Here is a 19,136-nt window from a genome sequence, read left to right as displayed (position 1 = left end):
TCCAGGCTCCTATCGCTTGTTCTTGCCAGTACGACGGCGACGCACAATAAGCTTGTCGCTCTCTTTGTTGGGGCGCCGGGTGCGGCCTTCCCGCTGACCGTTCGGGTTGACGGGGTTACGACCACCGGAGGTCTTACCTTCACCACCACCGTGCGGGTGGTCAACCGGGTTCATGGCGACACCACGGACGGTCGGGCGAACGCCCTTCCACCGCATACGCCCGGCCTTGCCCCAGTTGATGTTCGACTGCTCGGCGTTGCCGACCTCGCCGACGGTTGCGCGGCAGCGCACGTCAACGTTGCGGATTTCGCCGGAAGGCAGGCGCAGCTGGGCGAAGCGGCCTTCCTTGGCAACGAGCTGGATGGATGCACCGGCGGAGCGGCCCATCTTGGCGCCGCCACCAGGACGCAGTTCAACTGCGTGGATAACGGTACCCACGGGGATGTTGCGCAGGGGCAGGTTGTTGCCGGGCTTGATGTCAGCGTTGGCACCTGCTTCCACGAAGTCACCCTGGGACAGCTTGTTCGGGGCGATGATGTAACGCTTGGTGCCATCAACGTAGTGCAGGAGCGCGATGCGGGCCGTACGGTTCGGATCGTACTCAATTTCGGCTACGCGGGCGTCAACGCCGTCCTTGTCGTGGCGACGGAAGTCGATCAGACGGTACTGGCGCTTGTGTCCGCCACCCTTGTGACGGGTGGTGATCTTACCGGTGTTGTTACGGCCGCCCTTCTTGGGCAGCGGACGTACCAACGACTTTTCCGGCGTCGACCGCGTGATTTCGATGAAGTCCGCTACGCTCGAGCCACGACGGCCCGGGGTAGTCGGCTTGTATTTACGGATTCCCATAATTTATTTCCTCGTTAAAGTGGTCTCCGCTACGAGAGCGGACCGCCGAAGATGTCGATGGTGCCTTCTTTGAGGGTGACAATCGCACGCTTGGTGTTCTTGCGGGTACCCCATCCGAATTTGGTGCGCTTGCGCTTACCGGCACGGTTGATGGTGTTGATCGATTCGACCTTGACGGAGAAGATCTTCTCCACGGCCAGCTTGATCTCGGTCTTGTTCGACCGGGGGTCCACCAGGAAGGTGTACTTGCCCTCGTCGATCAGGCCGTAGCTCTTTTCCGACACGACGGGTGCAAGCACGACGTCGCGGGGATCCTTGATGGTGGCTGCGCTCACTTGGCATCCTCCTCGTTCTTAGCTGCCTTGGCGGCAACGAATGCGTCGTAGGCAGCCTTGGTGAAGACAACGTCATCAGACACGAGAACGTCGTAGGTGTTCAGCTGGTCTGCGTACAGAACGTGAACACCGGCGAGGTTGCGCACGGACAGTGCAGCAACGTCGTTGGCGCGCTCGATGACGACCAGCAGGTTCTTGCGGTCGGAAACACCGCGGAGCGTTGCCAGTGCGGTCTTGGCCGAAGGCTTGTCGCCTGCAACCAGCTCGGAGACAACGTGGATGCGTCCGTTGCGGGCCCGGTCAGACAGTGCGCCGCGCAGGGCAGCAGCAATCATCTTCTTGGGGGTGCGCTGGCTGTAGTCACGCGGGGTGGGACCGTGGACAATGCCACCGCCGGTCATGTGCGGAGCACGGATCGAACCCTGGCGGGCGCGGCCGGTACCCTTCTGCTTGAACGGCTTGCGTCCTGCACCGGAAACTTCAGCGCGGGTCTTGGTCTTGTGGGTACCCTGGCGAGCAGCAGCGAGCTGGGCAACGACAACCTGGTGCAGCAGCGGCACGTTGGTCTGGACGTCGAAGATCTCTGCAGGCAGGTCAACCTGGACAGTGTTAGCCATTGAACTAGGCTCCCTTCACGGCGGTGCGTACGAGTACGACCTGGCCGCGGGCGCCGGGAACGGCACCCTTGATCAGGAGCAGCGACTTCTCGACGTCAACCGCGTGAACCGTCAGGTTCAGCGTGGTGTGACGAACGGCGCCCATGCGGCCGGCCATTTTCATGCCCTTGAAGACGCGGCTCGGGGTGGATGCACCACCGATTGAACCGGGCTTACGGTGGTTCTTGTGGGCACCGTGGGAAGCTCCAACGCCGTGGAAGCCGTGACGCTTCATAACACCGGCGAAGCCCTTACCCTTGGTGGTGCCTACGACGTCGATCTTCTGGCCGGCTTCGAAGAGCTCTACGGAGAGCTCCTGGCCCAGCTCGTACTCGGCAGCATCTGCGGTACGAAGTTCGACGACGTGACGGCGAGGCGTGACGCCTGCCTTTTCAAAGTGACCAGCCAGCGGCTTGGTGACCTTGCGGGGATCGATCTGGCCGTAGCCGATCTGAACGGCGACGTAGCCATCAGCTTCTGCGTTGCGCAGCTGGGTGATGACGTTCGAATCTGCCTGGACCACAGTGACGGGGATGAGCTTGTTGTTCTCGTCCCAGACCTGGGTCATGCCGAGCTTCGTGCCCAGCAGGCCCTTTACGTTACGGGTTGCGGTCATAGTTTCTCAGCACCTCCCTACAGCTTGATTTCGATGTTCACGTCAGCCGGCAGGTCGAGACGCATGAGCGAGTCAACAGCCTTCGGCGTGGGATCGATGATGTCGATAAGACGCTTGTGCGTGCGCATTTCGAAGTGCTCGCGGCTGTCCTTGTACTTGTGCGGAGAGCGGATAACGCAGTACACGTTCTTCTCCGTCGGCAGCGGCACGGGGCCCACTACCGTTGCGCCTGCGCGCGTGACCGTCTCAACGATCTTCCGTGCTGAAACGTCAATGACCTCGTGGTCGTATGACTTCAGCCGGATGCGGATTTTTTGTCCCGCCATGTCGCCTGACTCTCTTTCAGTCTGTGCTTCCCCGGTTTAGGGCTGCCCTGTTCACTTTCCTGTTGTATGTGGCTGCCGAAGCATTTGAAGTCGTAACTACCACCCGCCGCACAAACTGAATCCGGATGAATCCGGGTTCCTCACCTTGCCGGCGTAACCGACCCCCGCGGTCGGGCGTGTCGCGCTCAACACGCATACAAATCCGCAATTCCATTGGGGTGGGTTATGTTTGGTCTTCAACCTGGACCCTGCATCCGGCATTATCCGGATCGGGACGCGAAGAAGCGCTTGAACAACTCATCTAGTATGCCGGAAATCCCCGGCAGATGCGAATCGTCCCTCGTGGGGCCGGGGCATGGCGGGATCATTGCCCTTGGCTGCATCCGAATGGATGATAAGGACATGACGCTGGAAAGCACTGAATCGGTGACGGAACTGGCCGGCCGGATGCCGCCGTCGTTCACCCTTGGCGTGGCGGCGGCCGCCTTCCAAATTGAAGGCGCCCTCGGTGAAGGGGGCCGGGGGCCCTCCGGCTGGGACGCGTTCGCGGAGAAGCCCGGCGCCATTGTGGACGGCCACTCCCCTGCCATGGCCTGCGACCATTACAACAGGTTGCCGGAGGATGTGGCGCTGCTGCAGGACCTGGGCGTGGATTCCTACCGCTTCTCGCTGTCGTGGCCGCGGATCCAGCCGGACGGCCGGGGCAGTTTCAACCCGGAAGGACTGGACTTCTACGACCGGCTGATCGACCAGCTGCTGGAGGCCGGCGTCTCCCCCATGGCCACGCTCTACCACTGGGACACACCCCTGCCCCTTGAGCACAGCGGCGGCTGGCTCAACCGGGAGACCGCCGAACGCTTTGGCGAGTACGCCGCTGCAGCCGCCGGGCGCTACGGCGACCGCGTGGCCCAGTGGGTCACGCTCAACGAGCCCCTCTCGGTAACTCTGAACGGCTATGCCCTGGGCGTCCATGCCCCTGGCCACGCGCTGATGTTCGATGCCCTCCCCTCCATCCACCACCAGCTGCTGGCGCACGGGCTGGGCGTACAGGCACTCCGGGCTGCCGGCGTAACCGGCGGCGTTGGGGTGACCAACCTCCATGCCCCCGTCCGGCCCGCCAGCCGGAGCATCGGCGACCGAATGGTGGCCCGGATGTACGACCTACTGATGAACCGGATCTACGCCGACCCTGTCCTGCTGGGCCGCTACCCGCACCTTCCCCTGTACGCCCGGCCGTGGCTGCGCTCAATTGGCCGCATCTCCGACGCCGACCTGCGCACCATCCACCAGCCGCTGGACTTCTACGGACTGAACTACTACTTCCCGGTCAAGGTGGCCATCGGCCGCGGTGTGACCCCCATCCCTGCCGAACCGGACGAAGCAGTTGTCACCCTGCCGTATCACGAGGTGGGCTATCCGGAACTTAACCACACCGGATTCGGCTGGCCCGTGGCCCCCGAACATCTGGGCATCCTGCTCAAGGAACTCCAGGACCGGTACGGGGACGCCCTCCCGCCTGTCTACATCACGGAAGGCGGTGCGAGTTTTCCGGAGCCGGACAAGGTTGAGGGCACCCTCCAGGACGAGGAGCGGGTGCAATACCTGGCCACCCACCTGCGCGCTGCCCTCGATGCAACCGCCCCGGGCGGCATGGCTTCAGGCGTTGACCTGCGGGGCTATTACGTGTGGACACTGATGGACAACTTTGAGTGGGCTGCCGGCTACTCCCAACGGTTCGGGTTGGTCCACGTTGACTTTGAGACGCAGCAGAGGACCCCGAAACAGTCCTTCTACTGGTACCAGGCCCTTTCGCGGGCGCGGAAAACCCCGGCCGGCCAGTAGCCCGGGCCCGCACGGTATTTCCTTATCAGCCGAGGCCGGCAGAGCGGCCTGCTACTGGTTCCTGTTTGCCCGGTTGATCCGCTTGGCGCGGTCGATCTCGTGGCGGAAGTGCCTCTTGGCCCAGAACACGCCTGCCACCACCGCGACCACGATGATCAGGAAAATAAGCCATCCCATGATGATCTCCTCTCGATGCTGCCACAGTATCAGGGGAGCTTCTGTGCGGGGCCGTCCTGCCCGCCAGCCGATTCAGTGCCCGCGCTGCGGCTGAGGCGCCACACCGCAAAGGCAATCTGTCCGACGGCGACCATCGCCAGCAGCGCGAAGGTGTACTCCCGCATTGCCCATAGGATGCAGGCAGCAACGCCGCCGGCGCCCCGCCGGACAAAGAACCGGTCCGCAAGGACCAGGCCTGCCACCAGCAGCGCGGCCAGCAGGAGGAGGAGCCACAACTGCTGGCCCCAGCCCCGCTCGTACCCACGCCGGCGCCGGACAGGGTGAGCAGGACAGCCGATGCCGTTGCATATGCCCGGCCACGCCCGTGCTGTCCTGCCAGGTACCCCAAGGCGGCGAGCAAGGCTCCCAGCACCACGTACCACTGGGCTGCCCAGAAGGGCTCCGGCAGGCCCCCCGCGTCCAGGCGGAAGAGGGTACAGGGCTGTACTGCAAATTATCCAATGATTGGATTAATGCGAGCAAGAGAAAGCCCCGCTGCACATGGCAGCGGGGCTTTCTGTGGATTATGCGGGACGGTGCCCCGATGACCCGTTGATCAGCAAGGACTACTTGATGATCTTGGTGACGCGTCCCGAACCAACGGTGCGGCCGCCTTCGCGGATAGCGAAGCCGAGGCCCTCTTCCATAGCGATGGGCTGGATGAGCGCAACGGTCATCTCAGTGTTGTCGCCGGGCATAACCATTTCCGTGCCCTCGGGCAGGGTGATAACGCCGGTAACGTCCGTCGTACGGAAGTAGAACTGCGGGCGGTAGTTCGAGTAGAACGGGTTGTGGCGTCCGCCTTCGTCCTTGGAGAGGATGTAGACGTTGGCCTCGAAGTCGGTGTGCGGGGTGATGGAACCCGGCTTGACGACAACCTGGCCACGCTCGACGTCGTCGCGCTTCAGACCGCGGAGCAGGAGGCCACAGTTCTCGCCGGCCCATGCTTCGTCGAGCTGCTTGTGGAACATCTCGATACCGGTAACCGTGGTCTTCTGGACCGGGCGGATGCCGACGATCTCGACCTCGGAGTTGATGGCGAGGGTTCCACGCTCGGCGCGGCCCGTAACAACGGTTCCACGACCGGTGATGGTGAAGACGTCTTCGATCGGCATCAGGAACGGCTTGTCGCGGTCACGAACGGGGTCCGGAACGGACTCGTCCACAGCAGCCATCAGGTCCTCAACGGACTTGACCCACTCGGGATCGCCTTCCAGGGCCTTCAGGCCGGAAACGCGAACAACCGGAGCGTCGTCGCCATCGAAGCCCTGCGAGCTCAGGAGCTCACGAACTTCCATTTCAACGAGGTCGAGGAGTTCCTCGTCCTCAACCATGTCAGCCTTGTTCAGCGCGACCAGCAGGTAGGGAACACCAACCTGGCGGGCGAGCAGAACGTGCTCGCGGGTCTGTGCCATGGGGCCGTCGGTAGCAGCAACCACGAGGATTGCGCCGTCCATCTGGGCAGCACCGGTGATCATGTTCTTGATGTAGTCAGCGTGACCGGGGGCGTCAACGTGTGCGTAGTGACGCTTCTCGGTCTGGTACTCCACGTGGGAGATGTTGATGGTAATACCGCGCTGACGCTCTTCGGGAGCAGAGTCGATCGACGCGAAGTCGCGCTTCTCGTTGAGATCCGGGTACTTGTCGTACAGCACCTTGGAAATGGCGGCCGTCAGCGTCGTCTTACCGTGGTCAACGTGACCGATGGTGCCGATGTTGACGTGCGGCTTAGTCCGCTCGAACTTTGCCTTTGCCACAGGTTCCTCCTAGAACGATTTCAAATGGCTTGCCCTCTAACCGCGCTTCTCGCGGCAGAAACTCAGGCAAGTCTACTTGGGGGCTTTGGATTGGTGAAATTGCAGATTCAGGAACTAATACTAGTCCCTTGAGCCTGTTCGTACAGGTGGCCGGACCCGGCCGGGACCAAGCCGGCCACCTGTACTGGCTGCGCTTTCCGTTTCCGGCCCGCGCACCCGGGATGTTCGCTTTGAGAATCCGTGAGGACTACTCGCCGCGGCTCTTCTGGATGATCTCGTCGGCAACAGCCTTCGGGACCTCGGCGTAGCTGTTGAACGTCATGGAGTACACAGCACGGCCCTGGGTCTTCGAACGCAGGTCGCCGATGTAGCCGAACATGCCGGACAGCGGAACGTGCGCACGAACAACCTTGACACCCTGTGCATCCTCCATGGACTGCATCTGGCCACGGCGGGAGTTGAGGTCACCGATAACTTCACCCATGTATTCCTCAGGGGTGCGGACTTCAACATCCATCAGCGGTTCGAGCAGGACAGGGTTCGCCTTCCGTGCAGCTTCCTTGAAAGCCATACGGCCAGCGATCTTGAACGCCATTTCCGAGGAGTCAACGTCGTGGTACGCGCCGTCAACCAGGGTGGCCTTGATGCCCACAACCGGGTAACCGGCCAGGACGCCGTCGTTCAGCGCATCCTGGATACCCGCGTCAACAGACGGGATGTACTCGCGGGGAACGCGGCCACCGGTGACCTTGTTCTCGAACTCGTACAGCTCGCCCTCGGCGGTGTCCAGCGGCTCGATCGCAATCTGGATCTTTGCGAACTGGCCCGAACCACCGGTCTGCTTCTTGTGCGTGTAGTCGTGGCGTTCCACGGCCCGCTTGATGGTTTCGCGGTAGGCGACCTGGGGCTTGCCCACGTTTGCCTCGACCTTGAACTCGCGGCGCATGCGGTCCACCAGGATGTCCAGGTGGAGCTCGCCCATGCCGGCGATGATGGTCTGGCCGGTGTCTTCGTTGAGGGACACCTGGAAGGTGGGGTCCTCAGCGGAGAGCTTCTGGATGGCGGTGGACAGCTTCTCCTGGTCACCCTTGGTGTTCGGCTCGATGGCGACAGAGATCACGGGCTCAGGGAAGCTCATGGACTCGAGCACGATCTGGTGGTTTGCATCGCACAGGGTGTCACCCGTGGTGGTGTCCTTCAAACCGATGGCTGCGTAGATGTGGCCGGCGGTAGCGCCCTCAACAGGCATTTCCTTGTTGGCGTGCATCTGGAACAGCTTGCCGATGCGCTCCTTCTTGCCCTTGGTGGAGTTGACCACCTGGGCACCTGCTTCCACGTGACCGGAGTACACGCGGATGAAGGTGAGTTGGCCGAAGAAGGGGTGCGCAGCAATCTTGAAGGCCAGTGCGGAGAACGGCTCTTCGGCGGAAGGCTTGCGGGTCAGTTCCTTCTCTTCGTCGCGAGGGTCGTGGCCGACCATCGGGGGGACGTCGAGCGGGTTCGGCAGGTAATCGACAACTGCATCGAGCATCGGCTGAACGCCACGGTTCTTGAACGCGGAACCGCAGAAGATCGGGTAGAGCTCGGAGTTGATCGTCATCTTGCGGATGCCGGCCTTGAGCTCGTCGATCGTGATCTCTTCACCTTCGAGGTACTTCTCCATGAGTTCCTCGGAGGACTCCGCGACGGTCTCAACCAGGTTCGCGCGGTACTCTTCAGCCTTTTCCTGGAGGTCAGCCGGGATCTCACGGATCTCGTACTTCGCGCCCATGGTCACGTCACCCTTGGCATCGCCGGGCCACACCAGTGCACGCATGTAGAGCAGGTCCACGACGCCGATGAAGTCGTTCTCGGCACCGATGGGCAGCTGCATGACCAGCGGCTTGGCACCGAGGCGGCTGATGATGGTGTCTACGGTGAAGTAGAAGTCAGCACCCAGCTTGTCCATCTTGTTGACGAAGCAGATACGCGGGACGTTGTACTTGTCAGCCTGGCGCCACACGGTCTCGGACTGCGGCTCAACGCCTTCCTTGCCATCGAAGACGGCAACGGCGCCGTCGAGGACGCGCAAAGAGCGCTCTACCTCAACGGTGAAGTCAACGTGGCCGGGGGTGTCGATGATGTTGATCTGGTTGTTCTCCCAGAAGCAGGTCACGGCGGCAGACGTGATGGTGATGCCGCGTTCCTTTTCCTGTTCCATCCAGTCAGTGGTCGAAGCGCCGTCGTGCGTTTCGCCGATCTTGTGGTTCACACCCGTGTAGAACAGGATGCGCTCGGTTGTGGTGGTCTTGCCGGCATCAATGTGGGCCATGATGCCGATGTTGCGGACCTTACTAAGGTCGGTAAGCACGTCCTGTGCCACGGGGTCTCCTTTTGGGATGGACTACGCGTTCGCCGCCGGCTCTTTTGAGCCGGCGGCGTCCGGGGAGTATTACCAGCGGTAGTGTGCGAAGGCCTTGTTGGACTCGGCCATCTTGTGGGTGTCTTCGCGACGCTTCACAGCGGCACCGAGACCGTTGGAGGCATCCAGGATTTCGTTCTGAAGGCGCTCGGTCATGGTCTTCTCACGGCGGGCCTTGGAGTAGCCCACCAGCCACCGCAGGGCGAGTGCGGTGGAGCGGCCCGGCTTAACCTCAACCGGAACCTGGTACGTTGCGCCACCGACACGGCGGGAGCGGACCTCGAGGGAAGGCTTGACGTTGTCCATGGCCTTCTTCAGGGCTGCAACGGGGTCGCCGCCGGACTTGGCGCGTGCGCCTTCGAGGGCACCGTAGACGATGCGCTCTGCCGTGGACTTCTTGCCGTCAACAAGCACCTTGTTGATGAGCTGGGTTACCAGCGGGGAGCCGTAAACCGGATCCGAAACGAGCGGCCGCTTGGGGGCCGGACCCTTGCGAGGCATATTACTTCTTCTCCATCTTTGCGCCGTAGCGGCTGCGGGCCTGCTTACGGTTCTTCACGCCCTGGGTATCGAGGGCGCCACGGACGATCTTGTAGCGGACACCCGGGAGGTCCTTAACACGACCACCGCGAACGAGCACAATGGAGTGCTCCTGCAGGTTGTGGCCAACACCGGGGATGTAGGCGGTTACTTCCACGCCGCCGTTGAGGCGCACACGTGCCACCTTACGCAGAGCCGAGTTCGGCTTCTTGGGGGTGGTGGTGTAGACGCGGGTGCAAACACCGCGGCGCATCGGGCTGCCCTTAAGCGCGGGAGCCTTGGTCTTTGAGACCTTAGGCGTGCGGCCCTTGCGGACCAGCTGGTTAATCGTAGGCACTCTCGTGTTCTCCGTTTTATCCGGAACAGCCGCTTCCGGCCGCTCTCTTGTTGCGTTGCCCCGCCGCCCGGGCCCTTGGAGGAATCTCCGAAGGCGGCGAAGGCGAAGCCTTAATAGTCGGATCCCATGCCCATGACCCGACTCGCGTCAAAATGTCCCTAGGCATGCGAAAATGTGGCATACGTTGCACAAGAACCCTGCAAACCGGAAACGTCGCTCTGGCTCAGCCTTTCAGCTGGGGCCGGCGCACTCATCCACTGCCACAATAACAATTGGTAACAAGTCTAGCATGGACGGCCTCCATGCCTTAATCGGTCCGTTAAACGGGGATGGTCCCGCACCGTGCGGTGCGGGACCATCCCTTCACGGGCAGCGACTACCGGAAGTCGTTGCCCAGGTCGTAGTCATCCAGCGGGATGGCGTGGAACTCAGGAGCTCCGTCGCCGCCCAGGGAGTCGTACGAGAAGTCACTGAACGCGCTGGGGCCTGTGAACAGGTTGGCCTTCGCTTCTTCAGTGGGCTCGACGGTGACCTCGGTGTAGCGCGGGAGGCCCGTGCCGGCCGGGATCAGCTTACCGATGATGACGTTTTCCTTGAGGCCAAGCAGCGGATCGCTCTTGCCTTCCATGGCCGCCTGCGTCAGGACGCGGGTGGTCTCCTGGAAGGAAGCCGCAGACAACCAGGACTCGGTGGCCAGCGACGCCTTGGTGATACCCATGAGCTCGGGACGTCCGGATGCCGGAGTCTTGCCCTCGGATACAACGCGGCGGTTGGCGTCCTCGAAGCGGCTGCGCTCGGCGAGTTCGCCGGGGAGCAGGTCCGACTCGCCGGACTCGATGACCGTGACGCGGCGCAGCATCTGGCGGACGATAACCTCGACGTGCTTGTCGTGGATACCGATGCCCTGGCTGCGGTACACGCCCTGGACCTCGTCCACCAGGAACTTCTGAGCGGCACGGGGACCCATGATGCGCAGGACCTGCTTGGGATCCACAGGACCGTTGATCAGCTTCTGGCCGACGGTGACGTGGTCGCCGTCTTCGATCAGCAGGCGTGAACGGCGCAGGACCGGGTACGCGATCTCTTCGGTTCCGTCATCCGGGGTGATGACCAGACGCATCTGGCGCTCGGACTCTTCGATGGTGATGCGGCCGGCTGCCTCGGCAATCGGCGCAACACCCTTCGGAGTACGGGCTTCGAAGAGCTCCTGGATACGGGGCAGACCCTGGGTGATGTCGTCGCCACCGCTGGCGGAGACTGCACCACCGGTGTGGAACGTACGCATGGTCAGCTGGGTACCGGGCTCACCGATGGACTGTGCGGCGATGATGCCCACGGCCTCGCCGATGTCCACGGTCTTGCCGGTGGCCAGCGAACGGCCGTAGCACAGGGCGCAGGTGCCGACGCTGGACTCACAGGTGAGCACGGAGCGGACCTTGACCTCGGTGATGCCTGCCTTGAACAGCTCGTCGATGACGACGTCGCCGCAGTCGGTGCCGGCCGCGGCGAGGACCTTGCCCTCGGAGTCCACGACGTCGACAGCCAGCGTACGTGCGTAGGCGCTGTTCTCCACGTTCTCGTCCAGCACCAGCTCGCCGTTGGAATCGGCGACGGCGATGGGCGTGACCAGGCCGCGCTCGGTGCCGCAGTCCTCTTCGCGGACGATGACGTCCTGGGACACGTCCACCAGACGACGGGTCAGGTAACCCGAGTTGGCGGTACGCAGAGCGGTATCGGCGAGGCCCTTTCGGGCACCGTGCGTGGCGATGAAGTATTCCAGCACCGACAGGCCCTCACGGTAGGAGGACTTGATGGGGCGCGGGATGATCTCACCCTTCGGGTTGGCCACCAGGCCACGGATACCCGCGATCTGGCGGACCTGCATCCAGTTACCACGTGCACCGGAGGACACCATGCGGTTGATGGTGTTCATCGGGGACAGGCTCTCACGCATCACCGAAGCGATCTCGTTGGTTGCCTTGTTCCAGATCTCGATCAGTTCCTGGCGGCGCTCGTCGTCGTCGATCAGGCCCTTGTCGTACTGGCCCTGGATCTTGGCGGCCCGCTCCTCGTACCCGGCAAGGATTTCCGGCTTGGCAGCCGGGACCTCGATGTCGGAGATGGCGACGGTGACGCCCGAACGGGTGGCCCAGTAGAATCCGGCATCCTTCAGGTTGTCCAGCGTGGCAGCCGTGACGACCTTCGGGTAGCGCTCGGCGAGGTCGTTGACGATGCGGGACAGCTCGCCCTTGTCGGCAACAGCCTCAACCCACGGGTAGTCCTCAGGCAGGGTCTCGTTGAAGAGCACCTGGCCCAGGGAGGTCTGGACAAGCGCGGGCTGGCCCGGCTCCCAGCCCTCGGGGGCTTCCCAGCCGGAGTACGGCACGAAGCCTTCGAGGCGGATCTTGACCTGCGAGTTCAGGTGCAGCTCGCGGGCGTCGAACGCCATGATGGCCTCGGAGACCGAACCGAAGATGCGGCCTTCGCCGGCCGAACCCTTCCGCTTGGTGGTCAGGTGGTAGAGGCCGATGATCATATCCTGCGAAGGCAGGGTGACCGGACGTCCGTCCGAGGGCTTCAGGATGTTGTTCGAGGACAGCATCAGGATGCGGGCCTCAGCCTGGGCTTCGGGGCTCAGCGGCAGGTGGACTGCCATCTGGTCGCCGTCGAAGTCGGCGTTGAACGCGCCACAAACCAGCGGGTGCAGCTGGATGGCCTTGCCTTCAACAAGCTGCGGCTCGAACGCCTGGATACCCAGGCGGTGCAGGGTAGGTGCACGGTTGAGCAGCACCGGGTGTTCGGTGATGATCTCTTCGAGCACGTCCCAGACCTGCGGACGGTAACGCTCCACCATGCGCTTGGCCGACTTGATGTTCTGGGCGTGGTTGAGGTCAACCAGGCGCTTCATCACGAACGGCTTGAAAAGCTCCAGCGCCATCTGCTTGGGCAGGCCGCACTGGTGCAGCTTCAGCTGCGGGCCGACGACGATGACCGAACGGCCGGAGTAGTCGACGCGCTTGCCGAGGAGGTTCTGGCGGAAACGGCCCTGCTTGCCCTTGAGCATGTCGCTCAGGGACTTCAGCGGACGGTTGCCCGGACCCGTGACCGGACGGCCGCGGCGGCCGTTGTCGAAGAGGCTGTCAACAGCTTCCTGAAGCATGCGCTTCTCGTTGTTGACGATGATCTCCGGGGCGCCCAGGTCAAGCAGGCGCTTGAGGCGGTTGTTGCGGTTGATCACGCGGCGGTACAGGTCGTTGAGGTCGGAGGTCGCGAAGCGGCCACCGTCCAGCTGGACCATGGGGCGCAGTTCCGGCGGGATCACCGGGACGGCGTCGAGGACCATGCCAAGCGGACTGTTGTTGGTGGTCAGGAACGCGTTGACCACCTTGAGGCGCTTGAGGGCGCGGGTCTTGCGCTGGCCCTTGCCGTTGGCGATGACATCGCGGAGCAGGTCGGACTCGGCCTGCATGTCGAAGCTCTCAAGGCGCTTCTTGATGGCTTCGGCACCCATGGAGCCTTCGAAGTACATGCCGTAGCGGTCGCGCAGTTCGCGGTACAGGCCCTCGTCACCTTCGAGGTCGGCGACCTTCAGGTTCTTGAAGCGGTCCCAGACCTGCTCGAGGCGCTCGATGTCGGCGTCGGCGCGCTTACGCACGTTCGCCATCTGGCGGTCGGCGGAGTCGCGTGCCTTCTTCTTGTCGGCAGCCTTGGCGCCTTCGGCCTCCAGGCGGGCGATTTCGCCTTCGAGGTCGCGGGCAATCGCCGCGATATCGGAATCGCGGTTGTCGATCAGCTGCTTCTTCTCGATGTCGTGCTCAACCTGCAGGTTGGGCAGTTCCTCGTGGCGGGCAGCCTCGTCAACGCTGGTGATCATGTATGCAGCGAAGTAGATGACCTTTTCGAGGTCCTTCGGTGCCAGGTCAAGGAGGTAGCCCAGGCGGGACGGAACACCCTTGAAGTACCAGATGTGCGTGACCGGTGCGGCCAGCTCGATGTGGCCCATGCGCTCGCGGCGGACCTTGGCGCGGGTGACTTCGACGCCACAGCGCTCACAGATGATGCCCTTGAAGCGCACGCGCTTGTACTTGCCGCAGTAGCATTCCCAGTCGCGGGACGGGCCGAAGATCTTCTCGCAGAAGAGGCCGTCCTTCTCGGGCTTGAGCGTGCGGTAATTGATGGTTTCCGGCTTCTTAACCTCGCCGTAAGACCAGCCACGGATGTCTTCCGCGGTGGCGAGGCCGATCTGCATGAGGCCGAAGGAGGATTCGCTGGACATATGGTCCCTGTTCTCTCTTGTTCTCTAAATTCTGAAGTCTTGGGTGCGGGAGAAGGAAGGAGGACGACGGCGGACGGGGCCCGCCGTCGTCGGACTCCTTAGACCTCTTCTACGGAGCTGGGCTCTGCACGAGACAGATCGATGCCCAGTTCCTCCGCAGCCGTGAAGACTGCGTCATCAGAGTCACGCATTTCAATTGTGGTTCCGTCCGTGGAGAGGACTTCCACGTTCAGGCACAGCGACTGCATTTCCTTGATCAACACCTTGAAGGACTCGGGAACACCCGGCTCCGGGATGTTCTCGCCCTTGACGATCGCTTCGTAGACCTTCACGCGGCCGTGAATGTCATCGGACTTGATCGTGAGGAGTTCCTGGAGCGTGTAGGCGGCGCCGTAGGCTTCAAGCGCCCACACTTCCATCTCACCGAAGCGCTGGCCACCGAACTGTGCCTTACCACCCAGCGGCTGCTGCGTGATCATGGAGTACGGGCCGGTGGAGCGGGCGTGGATCTTGTCGTCCACCAGGTGGTGGAGCTTCAGGATGTACATGTAGCCGACCGAGATCGGATCCGGGAACGGCTCGCCGGAGCGGCCGTCGAACAGGCGGGTCTTGCCGGACGAATTGATCAGGCGCTCACCGTCGCGGGTCACGTTGGTGGAGTCCAGCAGGCCCGTGATTTCCTCTTCACGGGCGCCGTCGAACACCGGCGTGGCAACGGTGGTGGGGCCACTCTCGCGCGGCAGGTTGGGCAGCTGCTTGACCCACTCGGGCTCGCCTTCGATCTTCCAGCCGGTCTTGGCGACCCAGCCAAGGTGCGTCTCGAGCACCTGGCCGACGTTCATACGGCCCGGAACACCCAGCGGGTTCAGGACGATATCAACGGGCGTACCGTCGGCAAGGAAGGGCATGTCCTCGACCGGGAGGATCTTGGAGATGACGCCCTTGTTGCCGTGGCGGCCGGCGAGCTTGTCGCCGTCGGTGATCTTGCGCTTGGCAGCCACGTAGACGCGGACCAGCTGGTTGACGCCCGGGGGCAGCTCGTCGTCATTGTCGCGGTCGAAGACGCGGACGCCGATGACGGTGCCGGACTCGCCGTGGGGCACCTTCAGGGAGGTGTCGCGCACTTCGCGGGACTTCTCACCGAAGATGGCGCGCAGCAGGCGCTCCTCCGGGGTCAGCTCGGTTTCACCCTTCGGGGTGACCTTTCCGACCAGGATGTCGCCGGCTTCCACCTCGGCACCGATGTGGATGATGCCGCGCTCGTCCAGGCCTGCCAGGACTTCCTCGGACACGTTGGGGATGTCACGGGTGATTTCCTCGGCACCAAGCTTGGTGTCGCGGGCATCGATCTCGTGCTCCTCGATGTGGATGGAGGAAAGGACGTCCTCGGCAACGATGCGCTGCGAGAGGATGATGGCGTCCTCGAAGTTGTGGCCTTCCCAGGACATGAATGCCACGAGCAGGTTCTTGCCGAGGGCAAGCTCACCCTGGTCCGTTGCCGGGCCGTCGGCGATGATGCCGCCGACCTCGAGGCGCTGGCCTTCGTTCACCAGGACACGGTGGTTGTAGCAGTTGCCCTGGTTGGAGCGGGCGAACTTGTTGATGCGGTAGTTGGTTTCCGTGCCGTCGTCGTTAAGCATGATGACGAGCTCGGCGGAGACCTCGGTGACCACACCGGCCTTCTTGGCGATGACCACGTCACCGGCGTCCACGGCAGCCGCGCGCTCCATGCCGGTGCCCACGAACGGGGCCTCGGAACGGACCAGCGGCACGGCCTGGCGCTGCATGTTGGCACCCATGAGTGCGCGGTTGGCGTCGTCGTGCTCGAGGAACGGGATCAGGGCCGTAGCCACGGACACCATCTGGCGCGGGGAAACGTCCATGAACTCGACGTCTTCAGCCGGGACCAGGACGGGCTCGCCTCCACCACCACGGGCACGGACCAGGACGGTCTCTTCGGCGAAGCGCTTGTTCTCGTCCAGCGGCGCGTTGGCCTGGGCGATCAGCACCTCGGCCTCGTCGTCGGCCGTCAGGTACTGGACGTCGTCGGACACGACGCCGTCCTTGACCTTGCGGTACGGGGTCTCGATGAAGCCGAACGGGTTGATGCGTCCGTAGGATGCCAGCGAACCGATCAGACCAATATTCGGGCCTTCAGGGGTTTCGATGGGGCACATACGTCCGTAGTGGGACGGGTGCACGTCACGGACTTCCATGCCGGCACGGTCACGGGACAAACCACCGGGGCCAAGGGCCGACAGGCGGCGCTTGTGGGTCAGGCCCGAGAGCGGGTTGTTCTGGTCCATGAACTGCGACAGCTGGGAGGTTCCGAAGAACTCCTTGATGGCTGCAACCACGGGGCGGATGTTGATCAGGGTCTGCGGCGTGATGGCCTCGACGTCCTGGGTGGTCATACGCTCGCGGACAACGCGCTCCATACGGGACAGGCCGGTGCGGACCTGGTTCTCGATGAGCTCGCCGACGGCGCGGATGCGGCGGTTGCCGAAGTGGTCGATGTCGTCGATCTCGACGCGCAGGTCAACTTCCTGGCCGTCGCGGACGCCCTTGATGGTCTTCTCGCCGGCGTGCAGCGCGACGAGGAACTTGATCATGGCGACGATGTCTTCAACGTGCAGGACCGAGGCTTCCTTGTCGCCAAGGGAACGGTCGATGCCCAGCTTGCGGTTGATCTTGTAGCGGCCGACCTTGGCCAGATCGTAGCGCTTGGAGTTGAAGTACAGGTTGTCCAGCAGGGACTGGGCAGCCTCGACAGTGGGCGGCTCGCCCGGACGCAGCTTGCGGTAGATGTCCAGCAGCGCGTCTTCGCGGGTCTCGGTGGCGTCCTTCTCCAGGGTGGCGCGCATGGAGTCGTACTGGCCGAACTCTTCGAGGATCTGGCCTTCGGTCCAGCCGAGGGCCTTCAGCAGGACCGTGACGGACTGCTTGCGCTTGCGGTCGAGGCGGACGCCGACCTGGTCGCGCTTGTCGATTTCGAGCTCGAACCATGCACCGCGGGACGGGATGATCTTGGCAGTGAAGATGTCCTTGTCGCTGGTCTTGTCAGCGGCGCGCTCGAAGTAGGCGCCCGGGGAACGGACCAGCTGGGAGACGACGACACGCTCGGTGCCGTTGACCACGAAGGTGCCCTTCTCGGTCATCAGCGGGAAGTCGCCCATGAACACGGTCTGCTGCTTGATTTCGCCCGTGTTGTTGTTCATGAACTCGGCCTTGACGTACAGCGGAGCCGAGTACGTTGCGTCCCGGTCCTTGCACTCGGCCATGGTGTACTTGGGGTCGGCGAACTCCGGATCGGAGAAGCTCAGGGACATGGTGCCCTGGAAGTCCTCGATCGGGGAGATTTCTTCGAAGATGTCCGAGAGGCCGGACGTGGTGGCGACGCTGAGATCGTTTTCTTCGACAGCCTTTGCTACGCGTGCCTGCCAGCGTTCGTTGCCGACCAGCCAGTCAAAGCTGTCCGTCTGCAGGGCAAGCAGATTCGGAACGTCAAGAGGTTCGTGAATCTTTGCGAATGAAAGCCGGCGAGTGGCACCATCAGTGCTGTCGGCGGTGTTAGCGGTTTCGTTATTAGAGGTGCTCGAGGCGACCAAGAGGGATCCTTCCACAGACCTTCAGGCGTTTTCAGATCTCCCCCGCTGTGCACCCTGCAGACAGAGTCCGCAGCGCTACCATCCGGTTCCGCTATATGACCCGGGGCCTGCACCGACTATGCTGTGACGTTGTTACGGCACGTTGATTGTCAGCTGCCAGGCAAAGCCCACCGCTATATGAAGGCTGAAGGTAAACAGGGAAGACGCAAATATCTACGATACGGCAAAATATCCTACGTGTCTACCCCACATCCGGCCGGAATGCAAGCACTTGTTTTTAGGGGTGCCGGATACCTCCCCTGGACCATTCAGAGCCGGAGGGTGACCCCTTCCGCCGTGCAGGTTCCGGAGTTCGCGAACACCGCGTCACGCACGGCGTCCTTGGATTCCTGGGCCGGCGCGCTGCCCGATTCGGCGGCCGACGGATGGTCGATAGCCAGAAGGCTGAGGGAAGCGAACAGGCCCCGAAGGTCCCCCGCCACTGTGTCCGTGGCATCCTCCGCCTGCAGGTAGATTTCCTCATAGCCGCCGGGGTCGTCGGCCGGGACGGCTCCATACTGGCAAACAGGGAGTTGAAACGCTCGCACGCCTCCCTCGCACCTCCGGCTGCAGCGCCGGAAGCCGATGGCGCCGGTTCGATCCCGCCGGCAGACTGCGCGGGGGATTCCGACGGCGACGCACCGGAAGGTGCCCGGGGATGAGACGGAGCAGCCGGTCAACGCCGCCAGGCCGGCAGCGCCCACAAGGACCAGGGTCTTCTTCTCGTGACTTCTCCGTCCGCCCCCGCGTCCGGGGCGGTGCTCACCGGCAAAAACCTGTCCGGCGCCCACCCTACGCAGGCCGCCGCCGTCGTGCATCCCGAACCGATGGGGGCTCCTCCCCCGCCGCAAAACGCAAAGACCGGAATGCACATAGCGGCCCCGGCGTTGAATAGTTAGGTGACCAGGGTCACGATAGCCTTGGTGGCTTACATCGAATCAGAGTGGAAGAGACAACCATGGCCAACTCTCATGACAGCAATGACGTTGTTATCCTCGGGGCAGCGCGTACTCCCACCGGCCGCATCAACGGCCAGCTGGCGAGCTTCTCCGCGGTGGACCTCGGCGCGCACGCGATCCGGGCCGCGCTGGATGCCAGCGGGGTGGATGTGGGCGATGTCGAAGTGGTGATCATGGGCCAGGTCCTGCAGGCGGGTGCCGGCCAGAATCCCGCCCGGCAGAGCTCCATCGGTGCCGGCATCGGCTGGAACGTTCCGGCAGTGACGGTCAATAAGGTATGCCTCTCAGGGCTGACGGCAGTCATTGACGCCGCCCGGATGATCCGGGCCGGCGAGGCCGCCGTGGTGGTGGCCGGCGGCCAGGAGTCGATGACCCGGGC

General features: G+C 63.2%; 16 protein-coding genes. 2 read left to right on the top strand and 14 right to left on the bottom strand.

Translation table 11 applies throughout. From position 1 onward, the window contains the following. Positions 1-9 precede the first annotated feature (9 nt). The 5 genes from rplB to rpsJ are packed head-to-tail and all read right to left on the bottom strand — an operon-like array spanning position 10 to position 2,782. On the bottom strand, positions 10-849 hold the full coding sequence (gene rplB / locus AC5RTT_RS06335) for a 50S ribosomal protein L2 (protein WP_009358305.1): 840 nt from the start codon (positions 847-849) through the stop codon (positions 10-12). 29 nt (positions 850-878) lie between these two features. After that, positions 879-1,184, bottom strand: a complete 306-nt coding sequence (rplW, locus tag AC5RTT_RS06330; RefSeq protein ID WP_009358306.1) for a 50S ribosomal protein L23 — start codon at positions 1,182-1,184, stop codon at positions 879-881. Further along, positions 1,181-1,801: a 50S ribosomal protein L4 gene (gene rplD, locus AC5RTT_RS06325; protein WP_133345792.1), complete on the bottom strand. Its 621-nt coding sequence runs from the start codon at positions 1,799-1,801 to the stop codon at positions 1,181-1,183. Before rplD ends, rplW begins: the two co-directional genes overlap by 4 nt. A 4-nt stretch (positions 1,802-1,805) precedes the next feature. Further along, positions 1,806-2,456, bottom strand: a complete 651-nt coding sequence (gene rplC, locus AC5RTT_RS06320; RefSeq protein ID WP_133345790.1) for a 50S ribosomal protein L3 — start codon at positions 2,454-2,456, stop codon at positions 1,806-1,808. Between the two features lie 17 nt (positions 2,457-2,473). Beyond that, complete coding sequence (rpsJ, locus tag AC5RTT_RS06315; protein WP_003803825.1) at positions 2,474-2,782, bottom strand: 30S ribosomal protein S10; 309 nt, start codon at positions 2,780-2,782, stop codon at positions 2,474-2,476. A gap of 402 nt (positions 2,783-3,184) precedes the next feature. Between rpsJ and AC5RTT_RS06310 the strand changes: the two genes are divergently transcribed. Then, positions 3,185-4,624 (top strand): GH1 family beta-glucosidase, encoded by a 1,440-nt coding sequence (locus AC5RTT_RS06310; protein WP_494144523.1) that lies wholly within the window; start codon positions 3,185-3,187, stop codon positions 4,622-4,624. Positions 4,625-4,675: 51 nt separating this feature from the next. On the opposite strand, the gene AC5RTT_RS06305 is transcribed toward AC5RTT_RS06310, so the two are convergent. The 9 genes from AC5RTT_RS06305 to AC5RTT_RS06265 all read right to left on the bottom strand — a co-directional run bounded on the left by AC5RTT_RS06305 (position 4,676) and on the right by AC5RTT_RS06265 (position 18,346). Then, positions 4,676-4,801, bottom strand: coding sequence for a hypothetical protein (locus tag AC5RTT_RS06305; protein WP_494144488.1), 126 nt, complete (start codon positions 4,799-4,801; stop codon positions 4,676-4,678). Between the two features lie 29 nt (positions 4,802-4,830). Next, positions 4,831-5,076: a hypothetical protein gene (locus tag AC5RTT_RS06300; RefSeq protein ID WP_494144487.1), complete on the bottom strand. Its 246-nt coding sequence runs from the start codon at positions 5,074-5,076 to the stop codon at positions 4,831-4,833. A gap of 330 nt (positions 5,077-5,406) precedes the next feature. Then, positions 5,407-6,597: an elongation factor Tu gene (tuf, locus tag AC5RTT_RS06295; protein ID WP_009358310.1), complete on the bottom strand. Its 1,191-nt coding sequence runs from the start codon at positions 6,595-6,597 to the stop codon at positions 5,407-5,409. Between the two features lie 247 nt (positions 6,598-6,844). Then, positions 6,845-8,959, bottom strand: a complete 2,115-nt coding sequence (gene fusA / locus AC5RTT_RS06290) for an elongation factor G (protein WP_494144486.1) — start codon at positions 8,957-8,959, stop codon at positions 6,845-6,847. A 69-nt stretch (positions 8,960-9,028) separates the two neighbouring features. After that, positions 9,029-9,499 (bottom strand): 30S ribosomal protein S7, encoded by a 471-nt coding sequence (gene rpsG / locus AC5RTT_RS06285; RefSeq protein ID WP_003803829.1) that lies wholly within the window; start codon positions 9,497-9,499, stop codon positions 9,029-9,031. A 1-nt stretch (position 9,500) separates the two neighbouring features. After that, complete coding sequence (rpsL, locus tag AC5RTT_RS06280) at positions 9,501-9,875, bottom strand: 30S ribosomal protein S12 (protein WP_009358312.1); 375 nt, start codon at positions 9,873-9,875, stop codon at positions 9,501-9,503. Positions 9,876-10,251: 376 nt separating this feature from the next. After that, the gene (locus AC5RTT_RS06275; RefSeq protein ID WP_494144485.1) at positions 10,252-14,151 is read right to left on the bottom strand and encodes a DNA-directed RNA polymerase subunit beta'; all 3,900 of its coding nucleotides are present in this window, start codon (positions 14,149-14,151) and stop codon (positions 10,252-10,254) included. A gap of 98 nt (positions 14,152-14,249) precedes the next feature. Next, positions 14,250-17,759 (bottom strand): DNA-directed RNA polymerase subunit beta, encoded by a 3,510-nt coding sequence (gene rpoB, locus AC5RTT_RS06270; protein ID WP_133345782.1) that lies wholly within the window; start codon positions 17,757-17,759, stop codon positions 14,250-14,252. A 308-nt stretch (positions 17,760-18,067) separates the two neighbouring features. After that, on the bottom strand, positions 18,068-18,346 hold the full coding sequence (locus AC5RTT_RS06265; RefSeq protein ID WP_494144484.1) for a hypothetical protein: 279 nt from the start codon (positions 18,344-18,346) through the stop codon (positions 18,068-18,070). Between the two features lie 410 nt (positions 18,347-18,756). Between AC5RTT_RS06265 and AC5RTT_RS06260 the strand changes: the two genes are divergently transcribed. Further along, the coding region (locus AC5RTT_RS06260) for a thiolase family protein (RefSeq protein WP_494144483.1) at positions 18,757-19,136 on the top strand (380 nt) is incomplete at its 3' end.

Source organism: Arthrobacter sp. Y3221157, assembly GCF_059089865.1.
This window is presented reverse-complemented; position numbering and strand designations above follow the sequence as displayed.